The 20,525-nt window shown below is 68.7% G+C and carries 22 protein-coding genes; 15 read left to right on the forward strand and 7 right to left on the reverse strand.

The window, feature by feature from the left end; translation table 11 throughout:
• Positions 1–34: 34 nt before the first annotated feature.
• The gene (locus ABSF49_RS06060) at positions 35–1,243 is read right to left on the reverse strand and encodes a glycosyltransferase family 87 protein (protein WP_424111733.1); all 1,209 of its coding nucleotides are present in this window, start codon (positions 1,241–1,243) and stop codon (positions 35–37) included.
• A gap of 180 nt (positions 1,244–1,423) precedes the next feature.
• Here ABSF49_RS06060 and fabD point away from each other — a divergent pair, with 180 nt between their 5' ends.
• The 5 genes from fabD to mltG all read left to right on the forward strand — a co-directional run bounded on the left by fabD (position 1,424) and on the right by mltG (position 6,816).
• Positions 1,424–2,374 (forward strand): ACP S-malonyltransferase, encoded by a 951-nt coding sequence (gene fabD, locus ABSF49_RS06065; RefSeq protein ID WP_424111734.1) that lies wholly within the window; start codon positions 1,424–1,426, stop codon positions 2,372–2,374.
• A gap of 30 nt (positions 2,375–2,404) precedes the next feature.
• The gene (gene fabG, locus ABSF49_RS06070) at positions 2,405–3,142 is read left to right on the forward strand and encodes a 3-oxoacyl-[acyl-carrier-protein] reductase (RefSeq protein WP_424111735.1); all 738 of its coding nucleotides are present in this window, start codon (positions 2,405–2,407) and stop codon (positions 3,140–3,142) included.
• Positions 3,143–3,408: 266 nt separating this feature from the next.
• Positions 3,409–3,651, forward strand: a complete 243-nt coding sequence (locus tag ABSF49_RS06075) for an acyl carrier protein (RefSeq protein ID WP_424111736.1) — start codon at positions 3,409–3,411, stop codon at positions 3,649–3,651.
• A 109-nt stretch (positions 3,652–3,760) separates the two neighbouring features.
• Positions 3,761–5,029, forward strand: a complete 1,269-nt coding sequence (gene fabF / locus ABSF49_RS06080) for a beta-ketoacyl-ACP synthase II (protein WP_424111737.1) — start codon at positions 3,761–3,763, stop codon at positions 5,027–5,029.
• A 71-nt stretch (positions 5,030–5,100) separates the two neighbouring features.
• A complete protein-coding gene (gene mltG / locus ABSF49_RS06085) occupies positions 5,101–6,816 on the forward strand; it encodes an endolytic transglycosylase MltG (RefSeq protein WP_424111738.1) in 1,716 nt (571 codons plus the stop codon).
• A gap of 11 nt (positions 6,817–6,827) precedes the next feature.
• Here the strand turns inward: mltG and rlmB are convergent, their stop codons facing one another.
• Positions 6,828–7,712 carry a 23S rRNA (guanosine(2251)-2'-O)-methyltransferase RlmB gene (gene rlmB / locus ABSF49_RS06090; protein ID WP_424111739.1) on the reverse strand — a complete coding sequence of 295 codons (885 nt, stop codon included), beginning with the start codon at positions 7,710–7,712 and terminating at the stop codon, positions 6,828–6,830.
• 360 nt (positions 7,713–8,072) lie between these two features.
• Between rlmB and rpsM the strand changes: the two genes are divergently transcribed.
• The 5 genes from rpsM (at position 8,073) to ABSF49_RS06115 (ending at position 11,325) form a co-directional block, all read left to right on the forward strand.
• A complete protein-coding gene (gene rpsM / locus ABSF49_RS06095) occupies positions 8,073–8,441 on the forward strand; it encodes a 30S ribosomal protein S13 (protein ID WP_424111740.1) in 369 nt (122 codons plus the stop codon).
• 68 nt (positions 8,442–8,509) lie between these two features.
• Positions 8,510–8,899, forward strand: a complete 390-nt coding sequence (gene rpsK / locus ABSF49_RS06100; protein ID WP_424111741.1) for a 30S ribosomal protein S11 — start codon at positions 8,510–8,512, stop codon at positions 8,897–8,899.
• A gap of 84 nt (positions 8,900–8,983) precedes the next feature.
• Positions 8,984–10,000 (forward strand): DNA-directed RNA polymerase subunit alpha, encoded by a 1,017-nt coding sequence (locus tag ABSF49_RS06105; protein WP_424111742.1) that lies wholly within the window; start codon positions 8,984–8,986, stop codon positions 9,998–10,000.
• Positions 10,001–10,127: 127 nt separating this feature from the next.
• The gene (gene rplQ, locus ABSF49_RS06110) at positions 10,128–10,541 is read left to right on the forward strand and encodes a 50S ribosomal protein L17 (protein ID WP_424111743.1); all 414 of its coding nucleotides are present in this window, start codon (positions 10,128–10,130) and stop codon (positions 10,539–10,541) included.
• Between the two features lie 76 nt (positions 10,542–10,617).
• Positions 10,618–11,325 carry a DNA alkylation repair protein gene (locus ABSF49_RS06115; RefSeq protein WP_424111744.1) on the forward strand — a complete coding sequence of 236 codons (708 nt, stop codon included), beginning with the start codon at positions 10,618–10,620 and terminating at the stop codon, positions 11,323–11,325.
• A gap of 79 nt (positions 11,326–11,404) precedes the next feature.
• Here the strand turns inward: ABSF49_RS06115 and ABSF49_RS06120 are convergent, their stop codons facing one another.
• Positions 11,405–12,613, reverse strand: a complete 1,209-nt coding sequence (locus ABSF49_RS06120; protein ID WP_424111745.1) for a YXWGXW repeat-containing protein — start codon at positions 12,611–12,613, stop codon at positions 11,405–11,407.
• Between the two features lie 186 nt (positions 12,614–12,799).
• Here ABSF49_RS06120 and ABSF49_RS06125 point away from each other — a divergent pair, with 186 nt between their 5' ends.
• Positions 12,800–13,489 carry a haloacid dehalogenase type II gene (locus ABSF49_RS06125; protein WP_424111746.1) on the forward strand — a complete coding sequence of 230 codons (690 nt, stop codon included), beginning with the start codon at positions 12,800–12,802 and terminating at the stop codon, positions 13,487–13,489.
• Between the two features lie 164 nt (positions 13,490–13,653).
• Positions 13,654–14,025, forward strand: coding sequence for a hypothetical protein (locus tag ABSF49_RS06130; protein WP_424111747.1), 372 nt, complete (start codon positions 13,654–13,656; stop codon positions 14,023–14,025).
• Positions 14,026–14,047: 22 nt separating this feature from the next.
• On the opposite strand, the gene ABSF49_RS06135 is transcribed toward ABSF49_RS06130, so the two are convergent.
• The 3 genes from ABSF49_RS06135 to aptA form a co-directional block, all read right to left on the reverse strand.
• Complete coding sequence (locus tag ABSF49_RS06135) at positions 14,048–14,929, reverse strand: LysR substrate-binding domain-containing protein (protein ID WP_424111748.1); 882 nt, start codon at positions 14,927–14,929, stop codon at positions 14,048–14,050.
• 13 nt (positions 14,930–14,942) lie between these two features.
• Positions 14,943–15,971: a YeiH family protein gene (locus ABSF49_RS06140; protein ID WP_424111749.1), complete on the reverse strand. Its 1,029-nt coding sequence runs from the start codon at positions 15,969–15,971 to the stop codon at positions 14,943–14,945.
• 168 nt (positions 15,972–16,139) lie between these two features.
• Positions 16,140–17,477: an omega-aminotransferase AptA gene (aptA, locus tag ABSF49_RS06145; RefSeq protein WP_424111750.1), complete on the reverse strand. Its 1,338-nt coding sequence runs from the start codon at positions 17,475–17,477 to the stop codon at positions 16,140–16,142.
• A gap of 96 nt (positions 17,478–17,573) precedes the next feature.
• Here aptA and ABSF49_RS06150 point away from each other — a divergent pair, with 96 nt between their 5' ends.
• Both ABSF49_RS06150 and ABSF49_RS06155 read left to right on the forward strand, forming a co-directional pair.
• Positions 17,574–18,137: a cupin domain-containing protein gene (locus ABSF49_RS06150; RefSeq protein WP_424111751.1), complete on the forward strand. Its 564-nt coding sequence runs from the start codon at positions 17,574–17,576 to the stop codon at positions 18,135–18,137.
• 142 nt (positions 18,138–18,279) lie between these two features.
• On the forward strand, positions 18,280–19,485 hold the full coding sequence (locus ABSF49_RS06155) for a cell wall hydrolase (RefSeq protein ID WP_424111752.1): 1,206 nt from the start codon (positions 18,280–18,282) through the stop codon (positions 19,483–19,485).
• Positions 19,486–19,495: 10 nt separating this feature from the next.
• On the opposite strand, the gene ABSF49_RS06160 is transcribed toward ABSF49_RS06155, so the two are convergent.
• Positions 19,496–19,741 (reverse strand): hypothetical protein, encoded by a 246-nt coding sequence (locus ABSF49_RS06160; protein WP_424111753.1) that lies wholly within the window; start codon positions 19,739–19,741, stop codon positions 19,496–19,498.
• 170 nt (positions 19,742–19,911) lie between these two features.
• Here ABSF49_RS06160 and ABSF49_RS06165 point away from each other — a divergent pair, with 170 nt between their 5' ends.
• Positions 19,912–20,316: a gamma-glutamylcyclotransferase family protein gene (locus ABSF49_RS06165; protein ID WP_424111754.1), complete on the forward strand. Its 405-nt coding sequence runs from the start codon at positions 19,912–19,914 to the stop codon at positions 20,314–20,316.
• Positions 20,317–20,525: the final 209 nt, after the last annotated feature.

The raw sequence follows: 20,525 nt of genomic DNA on the forward strand, positions 1-20,525 counted from the left end.
GCGACCATTCGCCGCGACGCCGATATCCTTCACTCTATGATTCTGCGCTTGCGATCAATGGCGCGGCCGGCGCCGGTCCGGCCGGCCGGCGGCGGGCGACGAAATAGAGCGTCGCGGCGATGGTCGGCGCGGCGATGGGCAGATCGAGCCCGCCGGCGAGAATCCGCGACGCGAGCGGCAGCAGATAGGCGAGGACGAGGACGCTCTTCTCGTACGGCGCGAAGCCGCGCTCGAGCCCCTCGCGCGCCAGATAGACGAGCGGGAAGGCGAGCAGCGTCAGGTCGTAGTCGAGCAGGAAGGGGCTCGCCAGCAGCGTCGCGGCGACGAGCGCCGGCCCCTCGCTCGAGCCGCGGAAGTCGCGCCGTTGCAGCCAGATGAGCGCCGCCGCGGCGGCGAGCGCGGTCGCGCCCTGCGCGCAATAGGCGAGCGCCAGCGGCCCGTGCAGCAGCCGCACCGCGGCGAAGACGCTCTGCATCTTCTCGTCGCCGACGAGATGCCGCTCGAGCGCCGCGCGCGCCAGCGGCGAAGCGTCGAGGAAGCCGCGCCAGACCGCCTCGCCCCAGGTCAGGTAACTCGCCGCGCACAGCGCCGCGGCGGAGACGGCGGCGGCGGCGAAGGTCGTCCAGCGTCGCGACGCGATCAGCGCGATCGGGATCATCAGCGCCAGTTGCGGCTTGTAGACGAGGGCGCCGAACATGAGACCGGCGACGATCGGCCGTCGCTCGAGCCACAATGCGCCGGCGCCGATCAGCGCCGCGCTGAGGAAGCCGTTCTGTCCGTGGCCGGCGTTGACCAGGAAGGCGGGGAAAGCGAGCAGGACCGCGGCGTCCAAGCGCGGCCCGGCGCAGGCGCGCAACGCGCGCCAATAGGCGTAGCCGGTCGCCGCCAGCCAGACGATCAGCGAAACGAAATAGGGGGCGAGCGCGAGCGGCAGGCAGACGATGAGATAGGGCGGCGGATAGAAGAAGGCGGAATAGCCGACCGCCGGACCGAACAAGGCCTTCTGCGCCGCCCAGTGCGCGGCGACGTCGTAGGCGTCGGCCGCGCGGCCCTGCAGCGTGAGTTCGGAGGCGGCGAAGAAACTGAGAAAATCCGTGCCGAGCGGCTTGCCGGCGAGATCGATCCCGCCGCGCGCGGCGACGATCCAGATCAGCGCCAAGCCGACGCTGGCGGCGAGCAGCAGCCGCGGATAAACGCGCGCGCGCGTTCCGTTCAGCCATTCGGCGTCGCGCAACGTCGCCAAGATCGGTTGAATCCCAGCCTTCATCGCCGCGAAGCTAGGCGGCAGGCGTTAATGCGCGGATAAGCCGCACCCGGCAGGCGTGGATGCGCCTATGGTCGGCCGGATCGCTGGAGATTCGGCGCCTGCTCTTGACAGTTCGCGCCGGCGCGTGTCTTTCCGCCCGCGGTTTTGGAGGAGCGCATGACGACGGCCTTGGTGTTTCCGGGGCAGGGCTCGCAGACGGTCGGCATGGGCAAGGCGCTCGCCGAGGCGTTTCCCGCCGCGCGCGAGGTGTTCGCGCAGGTCGACGCAGCGCTCGGCGAACCGTTGTCGAAGCTGATCTTCGAAGGGCCCGATGCGGCGCTGACGCTCACCGCCAACGCGCAGCCGGCGCTGATGGCGACCAGCCTCGCCGCGTTGCGCGCGCTCGAAAGCGAAGCCGGGCTGGAGGTTGCGCGCGACGCCGCCTTCGTCGCCGGCCATTCGCTCGGCGAATATTCGGCCTTGTGCGCGGCGGGCGCCTTGACGCTCGAGGATGCGGCGCGATTGCTGCGCATCCGCGGCGCGGCGATGCAGCAGGCGGTTCCGGTCGGCGAGGGCGCGATGGCGGCGATCCTCGGCCTCGACTTCGATGCGGTGACGGCGATCGCCGCGGAAGCGGCGAAGGACGGCGGCGTCTGCCAGGCCGCCAACGATAACGGCGGCGGACAGGTGGTGATCTCGGGCGCGAAGGCCGCGGTCGAGCGGGCGATGGAGATCGCCAAAGCCAAAGGCGCCAAGCGCGCGCTGCCGCTGCCGGTGTCGGCGCCGTTCCATTGCGCGTTGATGCAGCCGGCGGCGTTCGCAATGGCGGCGGCGCTGGCGACGACGACGATTCTCAAGCCGAAGGTTCCGCTGGTCGCCAATTTCGTCGCCGGCCCGCTCAGCGATCCCGAGGCGATTCGCGCCAGCCTGGTCTCCCAGGTCACCGGCGCGGTGCGCTGGCGCGAGAGCGTCCAGTTCATGGCGGATCGAGGCGTCGATCGCTTCGTCGAGATCGGCGCCGGCAAGGTTCTGGCCGGCCTGGTCAAGCGCATCGCGACGCGCGCGAGCGCGGTCAGCGTCGGGACGCCGGCCGACGTCGAAGCCTATAAGGCGGCGCGCGCCGTCTGAAGGCGCGCCAAACAAGGAAAGGCCAAGGCGGTGTTCGACCTCACGGGAAAGACGGCGCTCGTCACCGGCGCCTCGGGTGGACTTGGCGGCGCGATTGCGCGCGCGCTGTACGGGCAGGGCGCGAGGGTGACGCTTTCGGGCACGCGTCGCGAGGCGCTGGAGGCGCTCGCCGGCGAACTCGGTTCGCGCGCCCATGTTCTGCCTTGCGATCTCGCCGACGCGGCGGCGGTCGAGGCGCTGGTTCCCACCGCGGAGGCGGCGATGGGCTCGCTCGACATTCTCGTCAACAACGCCGGCGTCACGCGCGACAACCTGTTCATGCGGATGAAGGACGCGGATTGGGACACCGTGATCGCGGTCGACCTGACCGCCGCGTTCCGCCTGTCGCGCGCCTGTCTGAAAGGCATGATGCGCCGTCGCTTCGGCCGCATCATTGGCGTCACTTCGATTGTCGGCGTCACCGGCAATCCCGGTCAGGGCAATTACGCCGCCGCCAAAGCGGGCATGATCGGCATGTCGAAGGCGCTCGCCGCGGAGGTCGCGAGCCGCGGCATTACCGCCAATTGCATCGCGCCGGGCTTCATCGCCAGCCCGATGACGGACGCGATCAACGACAAGCAGCGTGAGGCCATCCTCGCCTCTGTGCCGATGGGCCGGCTCGGCGCCGGCGCCGACGTCGGCGCCGCGGCTGTCTATCTGGCGAGCGACGAAGCCGCCTACGTCACTGGCCAGACCCTTCACGTCAACGGCGGTATGGCAATGATTTGAAGGCTTTGGCGCGACCGATCGACGGCGCGGACTCAGGCTTTCGGGCTCTCGCCATGCTCGGTGAGATATGCTATCGAGCCGGTTCGTTGACGACGTGGGGTTGACGCCGGAGGGGTCGTCCGGACGAAATCGGTTTCGAGGCGCGGCCCGCCGCAGAGCGGTCGCCGGGCGCTGGAGACGGTTCGCAAGCTCGATCGATTGATGGTCGGAACAGGGGTCAACTGCCGGGCGTCTGTCGCGCCTGACCGAACGAAGGAACAAATGAAATGAGCGACGTGGCGGAGCGGGTAAAAAAGATTGTCGTCGAGCACCTCGGCGTTGACGCCGACAAGGTCGTCGACAACGCCAATTTCATCGACGACCTCGGCGCCGATTCGCTCGATACGGTTGAGCTTGTCATGGCCTTCGAAGAAGAGTTCGGCGTCGAAATTCCCGACGATCAGGCCGAGACGATCGTCACCGTCGGCGACGCGGTCAAGTTTCTCGAGAAGGCGTCCGCCGGCAAGTGACGGCGTCGGCCGTCGCTTGTCGCGCTGCATGTCAAGGGCCGGCGCAAGTCCGGCCCTTGTCGCGTTCGAAGTCGGCGAACGCGACGCGGGAGGGAGCTGAGGAACGGCTATGAATCGAGTCGTCGTCACCGGCCTCGGCATGGTTACGCCGCTGGCCGCCGGGGTCGAGCCGACCTGGCGCCGGCTGCTGGCGGGCGAGTCCGGCGCGGCGCGGGTCGAGAGCTTCGACGTTTCCGACATCGCCTGCCAGATCGCCGCCCAGGTGCCGCGCGGCGCCGCGCCCGACGCGTTCAATCCCGACGAGTGGATGGAGCCGAAGGAGCAGCGCAAGGTCGACGACTTCATCGTCTTTGCGCTCGCCGCCGCCGGCCAGGCGCTCAGGGACGCCGACTGGGCGCCCAAGAGCTACGAGGATCAGATCGACACCGGCGTGCTGATCGGCTCCGGCATCGGCGGCCTCGGCGGCATCTACGAGGCGTCGGTGACGCTGCACGAGAAGGGGCCGCGGCGCATTTCGCCGTTCTTCATCCCCGGCCGGTTGATCAATCTCGCCGGCGGCCAGGTGTCGATCGCCCACGGCCTCAAGGGGCCCAATCACGCTGTCGTCACCGCCTGCTCGACCGGTGCGCACGCGATCGGCGACGCCGGGCGGCTGATCGCGCTCGGCGACGCCAAGGTGATGGTCGCCGGCGGCGCCGAATCGGCGGTCAACCGTCTGGCGATGGCGGGCTTCGCCGCCTGCCGGGCGCTGTCGACCGGCTTCAACGATCGGCCGACGCAGGCCTCGCGCCCCTACGACCGCGACCGCGACGGCTTCGTCATGGGCGAGGGGGCCGGCTGCGTCGTGCTCGAGGAATACGAACACGCCAAGGCGCGCGGCGCCCGCATCTACGCCGAGTTGATCGGCTACGGCATGTCGGGCGACGCCTACCACATCACCTCGCCCGCGCCCGACGGCGACGGCGCCTATCGCTCGATGAGAGCGGCGCTGAAGCGCGCCGGCGTCACGCCGTCCGAGATCGACTACATCAACGCCCACGGCACCTCGACGCCGGTCGGCGACGAGATCGAATTGAAGGCGGTCGAGCGGCTGCTCGGCAACGCCTCGGCGACGGCGACGATGTCGTCGACCAAATCGTCGATCGGCCATTTGCTCGGCGCGGCCGGCGCGGTCGAGTCGATCTTCTGCATTCTGGCGATCCGCGACCAGATCGCGCCGCCGACCCTCAACCTCGACAATCCGTCGGTCGAGACGGCGATCGACCTCGCGCCGCATGTCGCGCGCAAGCGGAAAATCGACATCGCGCTGTCGAATTCGTTCGGCTTCGGCGGCACCAACGCGTCCGTGATCTTCAAGCGGGCGTCGGCCGCGGCCTAAGCGTCGCGACACTTCATTTTGCCGCGAAAGCGGTTAGACTGGCGCTGGCGAACGAGGCGGCACGGGCCCGGATGGACGAGGCGGCGAATCAGGGCGACAAGGCCAGACCGGGCGCCGCCGCGCAACCCGCGCAGCGCGTGAGCCTGTTCGGCGGCCGCCGCAAGTCCGGCAATGGAAACGGAAACGGCAATGGCGGCGGCAAGTCGGCGCCGCCCAAGCCGCCGCGTCGGCCGCGCGGCTTCGGCCTTTCCGGTCTTTCCGGTCTGCTCACCTTCTTGCTCGTGATCGGCCTGCTCGGCGTCGCCGTGCTGGTCTGGTCGGTGGTCGAATCGCGCAAGCCCGGCCCGCTCGCCGAAGACAAGATTGTCGTCGTCGAGCGCGAGGACGACGCCGGCACGATCGGCGAGCAGCTCGAACGCGCCGGGGTCGTCGACAGCGCGTTGTGGTTCTCGGCGATGACGACGCTCGACGGCAGCCGCGGCTCGCTGAAACGCGGCGAATACGCCTTCAAGGCCGGCGTCAGTCTGCGTCAGGTCGAGGCCGAGCTGATTGCGCACAAGGTCGTGCAGCACAAGCTCACCATTCCCGAAGGCCTGACCAGCGATCAGGTGGTCGAGCGTCTTCGCGACGACGACGTGCTGATCGGCGACGTCAAGGAGCCCCCGCGCGAGGGCTCGCTGCTGCCGGACACCTATCTGTTCGAGCGCGGCGACACGCGCCAGGCCGAGCTGACGCGTATGGCCAAGGCCCAGGCCAAGGCGGTCGACGAGATCTGGGCGAAGCGCGCGCCCGATCTGCCGATCAAGTCTCCAGGCGAACTGGTCACGCTCGCCTCGATCGTCGAGAAGGAGACCGGCAAGGCCGACGAACGCCCGCGCGTCGCCGGCGTGTTCATCAATCGTCTGCAGAAACACATGAAACTGCAGTCGGATCCGACGATCGTCTACGGGCTCGTGTTCGGCAAGGGAACGCTCGGCCATCCGATCACCAAGGCCGAACTCGATCAGCCGACGCCTTACAACACATACAATATCGATGGCTTGCCGCCGGGGCCGATCTGCAATCCGGGCAAAGCGGCGCTCGAGGCCGCGGCGAACCCGATGCGGACGAAGGAGCTCTATTTCGTCGCCGACGGAACCGGAGGCCACGCGTTCGCGGAGACGTTGGACCAGCACCTCAAGAACGTCGCGCATTGGCGGCAAATCGAGCAGGACGCCAAAGACCGGCTCGCGCCCGACGCGGCGCCGACGCCGGCTCCGACGCCGACGCCGGCCAAGCACAGCGCGCTCGACGATGTCGATCCGGCGATCTTCGGCGCCGTCGCGCTCGGCGACGCGCCAGTCGACAGCGGGCCGCTGGCGACGCGGCTCGGCAAGCTCGCCGAGGACCGCAAGGCCACAGGCGCGCTGCTTGGTCCCGACGGCGCGCTGTCGACGACCCGCGCCGCCGGCGCCAGCCTCGACTCGCTCGGCGCGATCATCACCGGCGTCAACGACGAGCCGCCCGCGCAGGCCTTCCCCGACGAGCAGGGGCCCGACGCCCCTGCGCAGCCGGTCGCCTCGGTCCCGCTTTCGGCGGCGGCGCTCGCCGACCAGAAGGCGCGCATCGCCCGTTATGTCGACGCCGGCGCCGCCGATCCGCGCGTCGCCGGGCTCGACGCGCCCGCCGGCGCGCCGGCGCGGTCGCGCGCCTTCGACGCTTCCGAAGGCACGCCGTTCGATCCGCTGCGCAACAAGACCTACGACCTCAATTACGCCCACGCGGTGCCGGCCTTCGACGCCTATTGAGGCGATACGACTTAGGTCGGCTTCTTCGCCGCATCGGCGATCGCCAAGGCGATCGCGCAGGCGTTGGAGACGTTGAGGCTCTTGATCGCGCCGGGCAGATCGAGCCGCGCCAGCGCGTCGCAATGTTCGCGCGTCAGCCGCCGCAAGCCGCGGTCTTCGGCGCCGAGAACCAGCGCCAGCGGCCGCTCGAGCCGCGTCGCCTGCAGCGTCGCCGGCGCTTCCGAATCGAGACCGACGCGCCAATAGCCGAGATCGCCGAGTTCGCCCATCGCGCGGGCGAGATTGGTCACCGAGCAGATCGGCACGTGCTCGAGGCCGCCGGAGGCCGACTTGGCGAGGGCCCCGGTGAATTCGGGCGTGTGGCGCTCGGTCGTCACCAGCGCGTCGACGGCGAAGGCGGCCGAGGTGCGCAGGATCGCGCCGACGTTGTGCGGATCGGTCACCTGGTCGAGCACGACGACGAGGCCCGCGGCGGGCAGTTCGGAGACGTCGATCGGCTTGAGCGGCCGCGCTTCGAGCAACACGCCCTGGTGAACCGCGTCGCGCGGCAGGCGCTGGGCGATCTCCTCGCTCGATGCGACGCGCGTTTCGACGCCGCGGGCGGCGATCTCCGCTCCGAGGCGCTCGGCGGCGGCCGGCGTGACGTAGAGCCGCACCAACTCCCGCCGCGGCGCCTTGAGCGCCGCCGATACGCTGTGGAACCCGTATATGCGCACCACGTCGCCCGGGCCGCCGCCATGCCGGCGCGGGGCCGGCTCGCCCTTCGCCCGTTCCGTCGGCGGTTCGCGCCGCGGCGGCGCGGGCGCCGGTCCGCCCTTGGCGGGCCGCCGGGGGCCGGCGGAAGGCGGGTCGCGAAGGTCGGGTCCGCCGCCGTGACGATGGATCTTGCGCGTCACCAAATTGTCTCCGCTGAAGCCAGATCCCGCCATAGCGCAACCGGCGCGAGTGCGCAAAGCAGCCGGCGCGCTTGAATCTCAAGGCCTTGGGCCCGTCGCGGCGCGCCGCCGCAGGGTAAACGCGCCCGCCGGGTCCGGGCGCGTCGCGCCGACCGGGCGAGCGGTTGACGTCCAGGGCCCAGGGTTCTATATGACCGCCATCCCGAATGCGTTCAGGGTCCCGGCGCCGTAGAGAGCGCGTGGGACCTTTTGTGCGTTGGGGCGCTCGACATGGGCCGGCCTCCACCGGACGTCGAGGAGATGCAACCGCGACGCGTCGGCTCTTGACGAGCCTCGCGCCGCCGACATGGAGTTAAGAGCTTGGCTCGTATAGCTGGCGTCAATATTCCCACCAACAAGCGCGTGATCATTGCGCTGCAGTACATCCACGGCATCGGTCCGAAGAAGGCCGAGGAGATTTGCGAAAAGGTGCACATCCCGTCGGAGCGTCGCGTCGCGCAGCTCACCGACGCGGAAGTGCTGCAGATCCGCGAGACGATCGACCGCGACTACATCGTCGAGGGCGATCTGCGCCGCGAGGTCGCGATCAACATCAAGCGCCTGATGGACTTGGGCACCTACCGCGGTCTGCGCCACCGCAAGCAGCTTCCGGTGCGCGGCCAGCGCACCCACACCAACGCCCGCACCCGCAAGGGCAAGGCCAAGGCGATCGCCGGCAAGAAGAAGTGATCTTCTTTTCGCGCATTGAAAGTCACTGATGGTTTTTCGCGCCCCGGGCGCGTTTGAAGGACAGACTGATGGCCAAGGAAGCAACCCGCGTTCGCCGTCGCGAGCGCAAGAACATCGTGTCGGGCGTCGCACACGTGAACTCGACGTTCAACAACACGATGATCACCATCACCGACGCGCAGGGCAACACGATCTCGTGGTCGTCGGCCGGAACGATGGGGTTCAAGGGCTCGCGCAAGTCGACGCCGTTCGCCGCCCAGATGGCCGCCGAGGACGCGGTCAAGAAGGCCTCCGAGCACGGCATGCGCACGCTCGAGGTCGAAGTTTCCGGCCCCGGTTCGGGCCGCGAGTCGGCGCTGCGGGCGATCCAGGCGGCCGGCTTCAATGTCACCTCGATCCGCGACGTCACGCCGATCCCGCATAACGGCTGCCGCCCGCGCAAGCGCCGCCGCGTCTAAAGCCCGGGCGTTTTCGCGTCCGCGTTCCGCGCCGGAGCCGCGAGGCCTCGGCGCGCCCCACCGTCGAACGGAAGGCTCAAAGCCGTGATTCAGAAGAACTGGCAGGAACTCATCAAGCCGAAGAAGCTCGAGATCGCCCACGGCGACGATCCGCGCCGTATGGCCACCGTCGTCGCCGAGCCGCTCGAAACCGGCTTCGGCCAGACTTTGGGCAACTCGCTGCGGCGCGTGCTTCTGTCGTCGCTGCAGGGCGCGGCGATCACCTCGATCCACGTCGACGGCGTGCTGCACGAATTCTCGTCGATCCCCGGCGTGCGCGAAGACCTCGTCGACATCGTGCTCAACGTCAAGGACATCGCCGTCAAGATGCAGGGCGAAGGCGTCAAGCGCCTCATCCTCAAGCGTCGCGGCCCCGGCGTCGTCACCGCCGGCGACATCCAGACGACCGGCGACATCCAGATCCTCAATCCGCAGCTCGTCATCTGCACCCTCGACGAAGGCGCGGACATCCGCATCGAGTTCACGGTCACGACCGGCAAGGGCTACGTTCCGGCCGAGCGCAACCGCGCCGAGGATTCGCCGATCGGCCTGATGCCGATCGACAGCCTCTTTTCGCCGGTGCGCAAGGTTTCCTACCGCGTCGAGAACACCCGCGAGGGCCAGGATCTCGACAAGGACAAGCTGACGATGACGATCGAGACCAACGGCGCGATCTCGCCGGAGGACGCGCTCGCCTACGCCGCGCGCATCCTCCAGGATCAGCTCGCGGTCTTCGTCACCTTCGAGGAGCCGCGGCGCGAGGAGGCGGCCCACGCCATCCCCGAGCTCGCCTTCAATCCGGCGTTGCTCAAGAAGGTCGACGAGCTCGAGCTGTCGGTCCGTTCGGCCAACTGCCTCAAGAACGACAACATCACCTACATCGGCGACCTCATCCAGAAGTCCGAGAGCGAGATGCTGCGCACGCCGAACTTCGGCCGCAAGTCGCTCAACGAGATCAAGGAAGTCCTGGCGCAGATGGGTCTCCATCTGGGCATGGAAGTCTCCGGTTGGCCGCCGGAGAACATCGAAGAGCTGGCGAAACGCTTCGAAGAGCATTACTGAGACGAGGCGAGTGGCGAATGGCGAATAGAATCCTCCATTCGCTACTCGCTACTCGCAGTTCGCCACGACGATAAAAGACGGCCGACCCTTGGCACGGCGGCCGTAGACCCGAAAAGGAGACCGCCACATGTATCACGGCCACGCGAAGCGCCGTTTCAACCGCACCGCCGAGCACCGCAAGGCGATGTTCGCCAATATGGCGCAGGCGCTGATCAAGCACGAACAGATCGTCACCACCCTGCCCAAGGCCAAGGACCTGCGTCCGGTGGTCGAGAAGCTGGTGACGCTGGGCAAGCAGGGCGACCTGCATGCCCGCCGCCTTGCCATCTCCCGCCTGCGCGACGCCGAACTGGTCAAGAAGCTGATCGACGTGCTGGGCCCCCGCTATAAGGACCGCAAAGGCGGCTACCTGCGCATCATGAAGGCCGGCTTCCGCCAGGGCGACAACGCCCCGATGGCGGTGATCGAATTCGTCGATCGCGACGTCGAGGCCAAGGGCAAGGATTCCGGGCCGGCCCAGAACGCCGCCGCCGAAGCCTGACACTCGGACGTATCGGCTAAGGTTTGAAAGGGCGGCGCGGCTGACGCGCCGTCCTTTTCGTTTGCGGATGGGGACAATGGCGCAGACGAAACGCGAGCCCGAGGGCTATGAGCGCCTGATCGCGGCGCTTCGCGCATTCGCCGATCCGGCCCGCGCCGCCCAAGAGAAGCGCTACCAGAAATCGTCGTGGGAGCACTGGGGCGTCGCCGTGCCGAAGATGGACGCGGCGATCCGCGCGACCGTCGCCGACCTCGACCAGGGCGATTCGCTTACGCTGGCGGCGAAGCTTTGGCGCGAGCCGGTGTGGGACCTCAAAATCGTCGCCGGGCGGCTGCTGGCGCGCAAAGCTGTCGCGCCTAACGCGGCGGTGTGGACGTTCGTCGTCCGGCGCATGAGCGATCTCGACGGCTGGGCGGTCGCCGACAATTTCGCCAACGTCGCTGCGCGCTGCCTCGTCGCCGATCCGGCGCGGCTCGAAATCGTCGAGACCTGGGTCGACAGCCCGCATTTGTGGACGCGCCGCGCGGCGCTGGTCTTCACCCTGCCGTGGACCAAGGACGGGCGCGATCCCGCGCGCATGCTCGGCTGGGCGGAGCGGCTCGCCACCGACCGCCAATGGTTCATCCAGAAGGCGATCGGCTGGTGGCTGCGCGAGCTGTCCAAGCGCGATCCTCAGCGCGTGCGCCGTTTCCTTGCCGAACAGGGCGCGCCGTTGATGGCGGTGGCGCGGCGCGAGGCGACGAAGTATCTCGCCGCGCCGCCGCGCCGGACGAAGCGCGCTTAGGCGCGGCCGCCGGCCGCGTCCGCAGTCTGCAATGCGCGGCCGGCGAAAGTCGCAACGCCTCGCCGGCCGCGCGCGGGTCTCACTTCGGGCAGACGGGCTCGCCCGGGCGACCACAGCCGGCTTCGGGCTTGCCTCGCGGCGCGGCGCTCGGCGGGCTCCGCATCGGCTCGGGCCTCGGCTGCTCGATCTTCCGCTCGGGCGCGATCTTCGTCGGCTCGGGCTTCGGCCGCTCGATCTTCATCTCCGGCGCCGCCTTGGTCGGCTCGGGCTTTGGGGTCTCGAGCTGAGTCGGCTCCGTCTTAGGCCGGTCGAGCTTGTTCTCGGGATTGGCCTTCGTTTCCCCAGGGGTGGGCTCGACCTTCGTCGGCTCGGCTTTCGGCTGTTCGAGCTTCTTCTCCGGCTTGGCCTTGGTCGCCTCGGGCGTCGGCTCGCCGGGCTTCTTCTCCTCAAGCTGCCCCTTGGTCGGCTGCGGCGTCGCGCCGGTCGTCGGCTTCAGCGGGCCGCCCGCGGCCTTGGCCGGGACGACCGCGTCGCCCTTGAACTCGCCAGGCTTGGCCGTCGCCGCAATGCGCGGCTTGCCTTTGTTGGCGGAGACGAAGGCGGATTCGGTCCTGCCGGCGACGCGCGCGTTGCGGAGTTGGTCGCTCGTCGGCGCGAGGTGCTTGTCTTTCGCCGCTTCGAGCTCGGCGGCGGTCGGTTTGGCGTCGACGCCGTTGGGACCGCCGTTGAAGCTCACTCGGGTCCTTTCGTTGATCGTGACTTGTTGGTTGTAGACGTTGACGATGTTGACGCGACCGATGTTGGTGACGGACCGATTGTAGAAGAATCGACCGTTGTCCCAATGGCCGCCCTCGTAGCCGGCGCCGCCGTAGCCGAACCCGTAATAGACGCCGCCGTAGAATCCGACGTGCTCGCCCCAATAGCCGCGATGGAAGGCGTAGACGCCGCCGACGAAGGCCCAATAGCCCGGCGTCCAGAGAAAGCCGGGCTGCGGCGGCTCGACCCACGTGCCGGGCACCCAGAAGTATTCATAGCCGTTCCACGACCAGTAGCCCGGCGTCCACATATCGCCGTCGGCCGGAATCGGCGGCTGGTCATAGTCCGGCAGGGGCGGCGGGGCCTCGTCGGCGTAGACGGCGACGTCGGCCCCGCCGGTGGTGGCCGGCGCGCCCAAGTCGCCTTGGACCGGCGGGCAGGCGCATGTCTGGGCGAAGACGGGCGCGACTTGCGCCGCGAGAACGCCGGCGCCGAGAAAGGTCGACAACAGCAAGGGTCGAAGATGCCGCATATTGAACTCCGTCTTCTTGGGATGAAACGCCCACCAGCCGAGCGGCTGGAGTCGTGACGAATTCGTAATGGCTCGGCGCGACCGCTAAGCCTCGCTAGCTGAATTGGTCATGAACGCATAATGGCGAATTGACGGCGCGGATTTGCCGATCCGCGCCGCAGGCGGGCGCAGCGGCGACAAGGGAGCATGCATGTGAGCGGCCTCGAGCGCGTCAGCGCCTGCCTCTTCGACGCCTACGGCACGCTGTTCGACTTCGCCTCGGCCGCTGCGGCCTGCGAGGCGGCGCCGGTCGAGCGGCGCGCCGCGCTGACCGCGCTGTGGCGCGACAAGCAACTGCAATATTCGTGGCTGCGTTCGCTGCAGGGCCGTTACGTCGATTTCTGGAATGTGACTGGCGACGCGCTCGATTACGCGCTCGATAACCTCGGCCTCGCCGATGCCGGATTACGCGATCCGTTGATGGCGCTCTATCGCCGACTGTCGCCTTTCCCAGAAGTTCCCGCGACGCTGCGTGCGCTGCGCGGCGCAGGCTACGCGACGGCGATCCTTTCGAACGGCTCGCCGGCAATGCTTGCCGACGCGGTCGCGGCGGCGGGGCTCGAGGGACTGTTCGACGCCGTGATGTCGGTCGATCCGCTGCGCGTGTTCAAGACCGATCCGCGCGTCTACCAGTACGCGCTCGATCGCCTCGGCCTTGCGGCGAGCGAGGTCGCGTTCCTGTCGTCGAACGGTTGGGACGCCTATGCGGCGTCGGATTTCGGCCTCGGCGTCGTCTGGTGCAATCGTTACCGCCAGCCCCGCGAGCGCCTTCCCGGCGCGCCGGACTTCGAAATCTCGAACCTCGCCGAACTGCCGCCGCTGCTCGGGGTCCGCTGAAGCCGGCGCCGCCTCGCAACTTGAAATTGTCGGCCTGCCGGGCCGCAAGCCGAACTTGCTAGTTTGCGCGGGAAACAACACCATGCGCGGGACGCCGGACGGCCAAACGCCGCAGGCGCCGATTCGGCGGCGGTCAACGCCGTCGAAATCTGGAGGGGGAGAACATGAAGACCGTCGACATCAACTTTATCGCCATCGGCGCGTTGTGGCTGGTGGTTGGCATGCTGCTCGGCATCGGCATGGGCGCGGCGCACAATTTCGCGCTCGCGCCGCTGCACGCCCACATCAACCTGATCGGCTTCGTCAGCCACGCGATCTTCGGCATGGCTTATCGGCACTGGCCGGCGCTGAAGGATTCGCCGCTCGCGCCCTATCAGTTCTGGATCTTCGTCATCGCCACGCCGATCACGCTCATCGGCCTCTACTTCACGGTGATGAACGGGCCGGAGCTGCCGACGATCATCGGCTCGATCGCCGTCCTGATCGGCGCGGCGCTGTTCGCGGTGATGATCTGGACCGAACGCATGCGCGCGTAACCGGCGCGGCGGCGCGCGACGATCAGCCGACACTGGTCAGCATGTCGGAGAAGGCGCGCGCCGCCTGCGATTCGTAACGTTGCCGATGGCGCAGGACGAAGAAGCGCCGTCGCGGCAGGGCGAGCGGCGCGGCGGCGAGTTCGCCCGCCTTGATCGACGCGTCGACCACCAGCCGCGACATCACCGCCAGTCCCGCCCCCGCCGCCACCGCGGCGCAGATCGCCTCGTTCGACGGCAGTTCGAGCCCGATGCGGCGGCGCGCCGGGTCGATGCCGAACGCCGCCAGCGCGCTCTCGAAAGCGGCGCGCGTGCCCGAACCCTTCTCGCGTGCGACCCATGTCGCCGCGGCGAGGCGCTCGGCGTCGAGCCGTTCGAGCGAATCGCGGGCGCCGGCGGCGGCGACGATCAGCAGTTCGTCTTCGTCGATCGCCGTCGCGTCGAGGGCAGGGTCGTCGACCTCGCCCTCGACGAAGCCGAGGTCGACCTCTCCGGCGCGGGTCAGTTCGGCGACCGCATCGGTGTTGCCGATGCGCAGCGCGACCGCGACGCCGGGATAGCGGGCGTGGAAGGCGGCGATGTGGCGGGGAAGCCAGTAGCTGCCGACCGTCTGGCTGGCGGCGATCGCCAGCGCGCCGGTCTTGAGGCCGGCGAGATCGGCGAGCGTCTGCTCGGCCGTCGCCGCGCGCGCCAGCACCGCTCTCGCTTCGCCGAGGAAGGCGCGGCCCGCGCCGGTCAGCGCGATGCGCCGGCCGATGCGATCGAACAGCTTGACCCCGTGCCGCTCCTCGAGCGCCGCGATTGCGGCGCTGGTCGCCGACTGGGTGAGATTCAGCGTCTCAGCCGCGCGCGTCATGTGCTCGCGTTCGGCGACGCAGACGAAAACGCGCAGCTGCTCCAGCGTCACTGGCGCTTTGCCCTCAGGGGATCAGACGCACCATTACCAGACTGAAGCCGCAGATGAACAGCGAGGCGAGCAGGCCGAGCGCCAGCGGCCCGAGGCCGCGCGAGCGAATGTGCCTCAGATCGGTGTGCAGCCCCATCGCCGCCATCGCCATCGACAGCAGGAAGCTCGCGCCGACGCCGATCGGCGCGGCGATCTCGTGGGGGATCGCGACCAGGCTGTTGAGCGCGGCCAGCGCCAGGAAACCGATCAGGAACCACGGGAACGGCGGCCGGCGCCGCTCGCCCTCGCCCACCAGGCCGAGCCGCCCGCTCATCTCGCCAAGCACGATCACGACCGGCGCCATCATCGCGACGCGGGTCAGCTTGGCGATGGTTCCGAATTGCCCGGCGTCGCCGCCGCCCTGGAACGCCGCCGCGACGGCCTGGGCGATTTCGTGAATCGACGACCCGGCCCACAGGCCATAGGCGCGCGGCGACAGGTGCAGAAAGCTCTGCGCCAGCGGGTAGGCGAACATCGCCAGCGTGCCGAACACGGTGACGCAGGCGACCGCATAGGCGGCGTCCTCGTCGTCGCCGGCCGTCGCGGCCTTGGCGGCGAGCACCGCCGACGCGCCGCAGATCGACGTGCCGACGCCGATCAGCAGCGCCAGCCCGCGCGAGACGCCAAGCGCGCGGCCGATGAGAATGGTGAAAGCCAGCGTCGAAACCAGCGCGACCGCGATCGCCGCCAGGCCGCCGACGCCGAGCGCGGCGGCCTGGCCTGCCGTGATCTGAAGCCCGAGCAGGATGATCGAGGAGCGCAGCACGAAGCGCAGCGAGAAGGCGACGCCCTCGCGCGCGGCTTTCGGCGCCCCAAACAAATTATGCAGAACGACGCCGAGCAGAACCGCCAGGATCATCGGGCTCAGCGTCGCAACGCCGGGAACGAGCCGCAGCGCAAACGCCGCGCCGGCGATCGCGGCCGTCAGGGCGAGGCCGGGCGCCAGCGAAAGCAGACGCGGAAGGTGGGCGGGCTCAGCGATGCCCGCGTCGAGACTGGTCATGAGACGAATTCCTGGTGAACTCGCCTCTTATCGCCGGGCGCGATTAATCGATCCAACGCATTATTAATGTCGTTTCAATCGATAAAATCGATTGGCGCCTGCATTCGGCTCGCCGGCGGGGATCGAAGCCCGCCGCCGCCGGCGGGGCGGCGACGGGGTCGTTTCGCCTTACGCTGCCGCCTTGATCGTCCGCCCGACCTTGTCGACGATCTCGCCGATCTGGTCCTCGCTGACCACCAACGGCGGCGTCAGTTCGATCGTGTCGCCCGACAGGCGCAGCATGATCCCGGCCTCGTGGAAGGAATATTCGAGCGCCGCATAGCCGCGCTCGCCGGGACCCGCCGCCGAGGGCGCGAGATCGATCGCGCCGGTCAGGCCGACGCAGCGGATGTCGGCGACATTGGGCAGGCCCTTGAGCGTCATCAGGGCGTCGCACCACTTCGGCTCGAGCGCATGGGCGCGCTCGAACAGCTTCTCGTCGCGATAGACGTCGAGCGCGGCGAGGCTGGCGGCGCAGGCGAGCGGATGGCCGGAGTAAGTGTAGCCGTGGAACAGCTCGATTGCGTGCTCCGGCCCCTTCATGAAGGCTTCGTAGACATGCTTGCGCACGATGACGCCGCCCATCGGCACGGTGCCGGAAGTGACGCCCTTGGCGAAGGTGATCATGTCGGGGACGACGCCGTAGCGCTCGGCGGCGAAGGCGAAGCCGAGGCGGCCGAAGCCGGTGATGACCTCGTCGAAGATCAGCAGGATGCCGTATTTGTCGCAGATCGCGCGCAGCTTCTGCAGGTAGCCCTTCGGCGCCGGCAACACGCCGGTCGAGCCCGCCATCGGCTCGACGATCACCGCGGCGATGGTCGAAGCGTCGTGGAGGGTGACGATGCTCTCGAGCGCATCGGCGAGATGGCCGCCCCATTCCGGCTCGCCCTTGGTGAACGCCTGCTGCTCGCGATTGTAGGTGCTCGGCAGGTGGTCGACGCCCGACAGCAGCGAGCCGAAGAACTTGCGGTTGCTGGACATGCCGCCGACGGAGATGCCGCCGAAGCCGGTGCCGTGATAGCCGCGCTCGCGGCCGATGAGGCGGATGCGCGAGCCCTGCCCACGCACATTCTGGTAGGCGAGCGCGATCTTCAGCGCGCTGTCGCATGCCTCCGAGCCGGAATTGCAGAAGAACACGTGGTCGAGATCGGCCGGCGCCAACGCGGCGATGCGCGATGCCAACTGGAATGCCAGCGGATGGGCGAACTGGAAGTTCGGCGCGAAGTCGAGCTCGGCCGCCTGGCGCTGAATCGCCTCGACGATCCGGCTGCGATTATGACCGGCGTTGCAGCACCACAGCGCCGCCGTCGCGTCGAGGATCTGGCGGCCTTCCGGCGTGGTGTAATGCATGTCCTTGGCGCGCGAGATCAGCCGCGGCCGCTTCTTGAACGCGCGATTGGGCGTGAACGGCATCCAGAAAGCGGCAAGGTCGTTGGGAATTTCGGCGCGCTGAGCGGCGGCGGACATGCAGGTCTCCTCGGTGATTAGTATTCTGAACAATGCAGCCGGCGCAGATCGATGTCCAGTTGCCGCGCTGTTCGTAGCGTTCTAAATACTGAACACATGAACAGCGCTGATCGCGAACTGGCGGTGGGACAACAGCTGCGCGCGTTGCGGCTCAGAGCCGGCCTGTCGCAGCGCGAGCTGGCGCGCCGCGCCGCCGTCTCCAACGCGACAATCTCGATGATCGAGGCCGACCGGGTGAGCCCCTCGGTGTCGGCGTTGCGCCAGGTGCTGTCGGCGCTCGGCGTCGGCATCGCCGATTTCTTCGCCGCGCCCGAGCCGCAAGGCGAGCAGGTCGTCTATCGCGCTGCGGAACTGACCGAGATCGCCAGCGGGCCGGTCTCCTATCGTCAGGTCGGGGCCAATCTCAAAGGCCGCGCGCTGCAGATGATCCACGAGCGCTACAAGCCGGGCGCGCAATCGGGGACCAAGATGCTCTCGCATCAGGGCGAAGAGGCGGGACTGGTGATCAAGGGGCGGCTGACGCTCGAGGTCGACGGCCGCCGCTATGAGCTCGCCGCCGGCGACGCCTATCTCTTCGACAGCCGCAAGCCGCATGGCTTCCGCAACGCCGGCGACGGCGAGCTCGTCGTCGTCTCCGCCTGCGCGCCGCCGACTTTCTAACTCGCCGTTAACGACGTCGGGCGGGCGCCCCATCGCGGGACGCCGCCGCCCCAGCGGCGGTAACCGGTGAGCAACCTTAAGCCCTTATCAAAGGAAAGGGTCGCATTTTCCGCTTCGCGTGCAGTCTCGGCGTGGGTCGCGTATGGGTCGTTCGCGTTTAACCTGGGTCGGGTCGACGGTCGCGCCCTGGGGCATCGCCCTCGGCTTCCTCGTCTCGATCACCGCCCAGGCGGGCGAGGAAGTGGGCCTCGACCCGCAAAGCCTGCGCATCTCCGCTTTCGTTCCCGCCTCCGGCTCGGCCAGGCCGATCATCGAAACGAGCTTGACGCTCGGGTCGCGCGAGGACCTCGCGGCGACGTCCGACGAGATCGACCCCAATCCGACGGTCAAACAGGGCCGGGCCGCGTTTCCGGCGATCGATCGCACCGGCAAGGGCGACCCGTTCATCATCTTCCGTCCCAGTTTTCAGGCCAGGCGCGCGCTGCCGCCGGCGCCGTTCGAACCCGATTCGGCCGAGGATTGGCCCGACGATTCGCGCAGCCCGGCTCGCGTCGCGGATGTCGATCCTTCGGCGCCGTCTGCGCTGCTGCCGTTCGGCGACGGGACGACCCCTGGGGCGCCGCTCGATTTCGCCCTCAATTCGTCGACGCCGACCCCCAGCGACGGCAAGCTCCTGATCGCCGAGCAAAAGCCGTCGCCGCAGAAGCCGGCGGCGACGGCGCAGACCACCGCCGCGGCGGCGCAGGTGACGGTGGCGACGCAATTGGCGTCAGGCGCCAAGCCCGACTACGCCTCGCTGATCGATCCCAAGGATTCGGCGCGGCAGATGCGCTGCCTCGGCGAAGCGATCTACTTCGAGGCGCGCAGCGAGCCCGAAGCCGGCCAGGCCGCGGTCGCCCAGGTCGTGCTCAACCGCGTGCGCAGCGGCATCTTCCCGACCAACGTCTGCGCCGTCGTCTATCAGGACCGCAACCATCCGTTCGCCTGTCAGTTCTCGTTCGCCTGCGAGGGCAAGTCGCTGCGCATCGAGGAGCCAGCGGCGTGGGCGACGGCGACCCGCATCGCCCAGGCGGTGGTGAGCGGCGCCAACTACAATCCGAAGCTTGTCGAGGCGCTCAACTATCACGCCAATTACGTCTATCCGTTCTGGGCGCCGTCGCTGCGGCGCGTCGACCGCATCGGCGCGCACATCTTCTACGCGATGCGCGCCGGCATGAACTGGGCGCCGGGCGCCCTCAACGGCCGCGGCGACCTGCCGCCGCTGCAGCCGCAGGCGAGCGCCTCGCCGCTCATCCAGACCGTCGCGCAGACGGTCGCGGCCGCCAAGAGCCCCGTCCCGGCTCGCTAGCCTGCGCGTTCTAAATCGTCGGCACGCCGCCGGCGAGGACGCGCTTGGGCGGCTCGACCAGGAACTTGATCAGCAGCCCCAGAGTCGCCGCCCCTCGGCCACGTCCCATCCGCTCCGCGTCCTTCTTCGCTTCCGAGAGCTTGTTCAACAGCGCGCTTTCGCTGACGCAGGAGCCCTCGAGCAGGGTTTGGCTGAGGGCGACGAACGCCTCGAACAACGCGCCTTCATATTCGTTCATCGGACGATCGGCGCTCATGTTGGTGTCCTTTCAGCCAATGCCTCCAGCGACCTAGCCGAGAACTGACGTTTGCGGCCGAAGCTGCCGCCATGGGTCATGCAAGCTTGATGCCGAAACACGCGAACCTTGCGCGCGCGTCCGCGCGCCGGCATTCTGCACCCTCCCATCCAGCCCGTGAAGGAGGGTCGATGCCGCTGCTGTTTTCTTATGGCACGTTGCAGCAGGAAGGGGTGCAACGCTCGACCTTCGGGCGGCTGCTGGAGGGCGAAGCCGACGCGCTGGTCGGCTATGCGCAGACGATGGTGAGGATCGAAGACGCCGACGTCGTCGCCAAAAGCGGCAAGGCGCATCACCCGATCGTCGCCCATTCCGGCCGCGACGCCGATCGCGTGTCAGGAACCGTGTTCGAGATCACCGAGGCCGAGCTCGCCGCCGCCGACGCCTACGAAGTCGACGCCTACAAGCGCGTCTCGGCGCCGCTCGCCTCAGGTCGCCGCGCCTGGGTCTATGTCGACGCGCGCGGCGCGCCGGAGTCCCTTCTCCCGTTTGGGAGAACGCAGCGCGAAGCGCCGGACGAGGGGTCGCGCCGATAGGCGCGACGTGATCGGACAAAGATCTGCGCCCAGGGCCCTCACCCCGGGCCCTAGCCCAAACGGGGGATGGATTTTACCCCAGCAGCGTTTCGGCCGGCGTGTAAGGCAGCCCATGCGCCTCGGCGACCGGCTGGCAAGTGATCTTGCCGGCGTGGACGTTGAGGCCGTTGCGCAGGTGCGGATCGTCCTTGAGCGCCTGCTTCCAGCCC

The organism is Roseiarcus sp. (assembly GCF_049514155.1).
In the GTDB taxonomy this organism is placed as follows: domain Bacteria; phylum Pseudomonadota; class Alphaproteobacteria; order Rhizobiales; family Beijerinckiaceae; genus Roseiarcus.

What these genes read in the sequence shown, in the direction of transcription:
- fabD (WP_424111734.1), top strand. Translation starts at nt 1,424, where the DNA reads ATGACGACGGCCTTGGTGTTTCCGGGGCAGGGCTCGCAGACGGTCGGC.
- ABSF49_RS06075 (WP_424111736.1), top strand. Translation starts at nt 3,409, where the DNA reads ATGAGCGACGTGGCGGAGCGGGTAAAAAAGATTGTCGTCGAGCACCTC.
- fabF (WP_424111737.1), top strand. Translation starts at nt 3,761, where the DNA reads ATGAATCGAGTCGTCGTCACCGGCCTCGGCATGGTTACGCCGCTGGCC.
- mltG (WP_424111738.1), top strand. Translation starts at nt 5,101, where the DNA reads ATGGACGAGGCGGCGAATCAGGGCGACAAGGCCAGACCGGGCGCCGCC.
- rpsK (WP_424111741.1), top strand. Translation starts at nt 8,510, where the DNA reads ATGGCCAAGGAAGCAACCCGCGTTCGCCGTCGCGAGCGCAAGAACATC.
- rplQ (WP_424111743.1), top strand. Translation starts at nt 10,128, where the DNA reads ATGTATCACGGCCACGCGAAGCGCCGTTTCAACCGCACCGCCGAGCAC.
- ABSF49_RS06115 (WP_424111744.1), top strand. Translation starts at nt 10,618, where the DNA reads ATGGCGCAGACGAAACGCGAGCCCGAGGGCTATGAGCGCCTGATCGCG.
- ABSF49_RS06120 (WP_424111745.1), bottom strand. Translation starts at nt 12,613, where the DNA reads ATGCGGCATCTTCGACCCTTGCTGTTGTCGACCTTTCTCGGCGCCGGC.
- ABSF49_RS06125 (WP_424111746.1), top strand. Translation starts at nt 12,800, where the DNA reads ATGCATGTGAGCGGCCTCGAGCGCGTCAGCGCCTGCCTCTTCGACGCC.
- ABSF49_RS06130 (WP_424111747.1), top strand. Translation starts at nt 13,654, where the DNA reads ATGAAGACCGTCGACATCAACTTTATCGCCATCGGCGCGTTGTGGCTG.
- ABSF49_RS06140 (WP_424111749.1), bottom strand. Translation starts at nt 15,971, where the DNA reads ATGACCAGTCTCGACGCGGGCATCGCTGAGCCCGCCCACCTTCCGCGT.
- aptA (WP_424111750.1), bottom strand. Translation starts at nt 17,477, where the DNA reads ATGTCCGCCGCCGCTCAGCGCGCCGAAATTCCCAACGACCTTGCCGCT.
- ABSF49_RS06150 (WP_424111751.1), top strand. Translation starts at nt 17,574, where the DNA reads ATGAACAGCGCTGATCGCGAACTGGCGGTGGGACAACAGCTGCGCGCG.
- ABSF49_RS06155 (WP_424111752.1), top strand. Translation starts at nt 18,280, where the DNA reads ATGGGTCGTTCGCGTTTAACCTGGGTCGGGTCGACGGTCGCGCCCTGG.
- ABSF49_RS06160 (WP_424111753.1), bottom strand. Translation starts at nt 19,741, where the DNA reads ATGAGCGCCGATCGTCCGATGAACGAATATGAAGGCGCGTTGTTCGAG.
- ABSF49_RS06165 (WP_424111754.1), top strand. Translation starts at nt 19,912, where the DNA reads ATGCCGCTGCTGTTTTCTTATGGCACGTTGCAGCAGGAAGGGGTGCAA.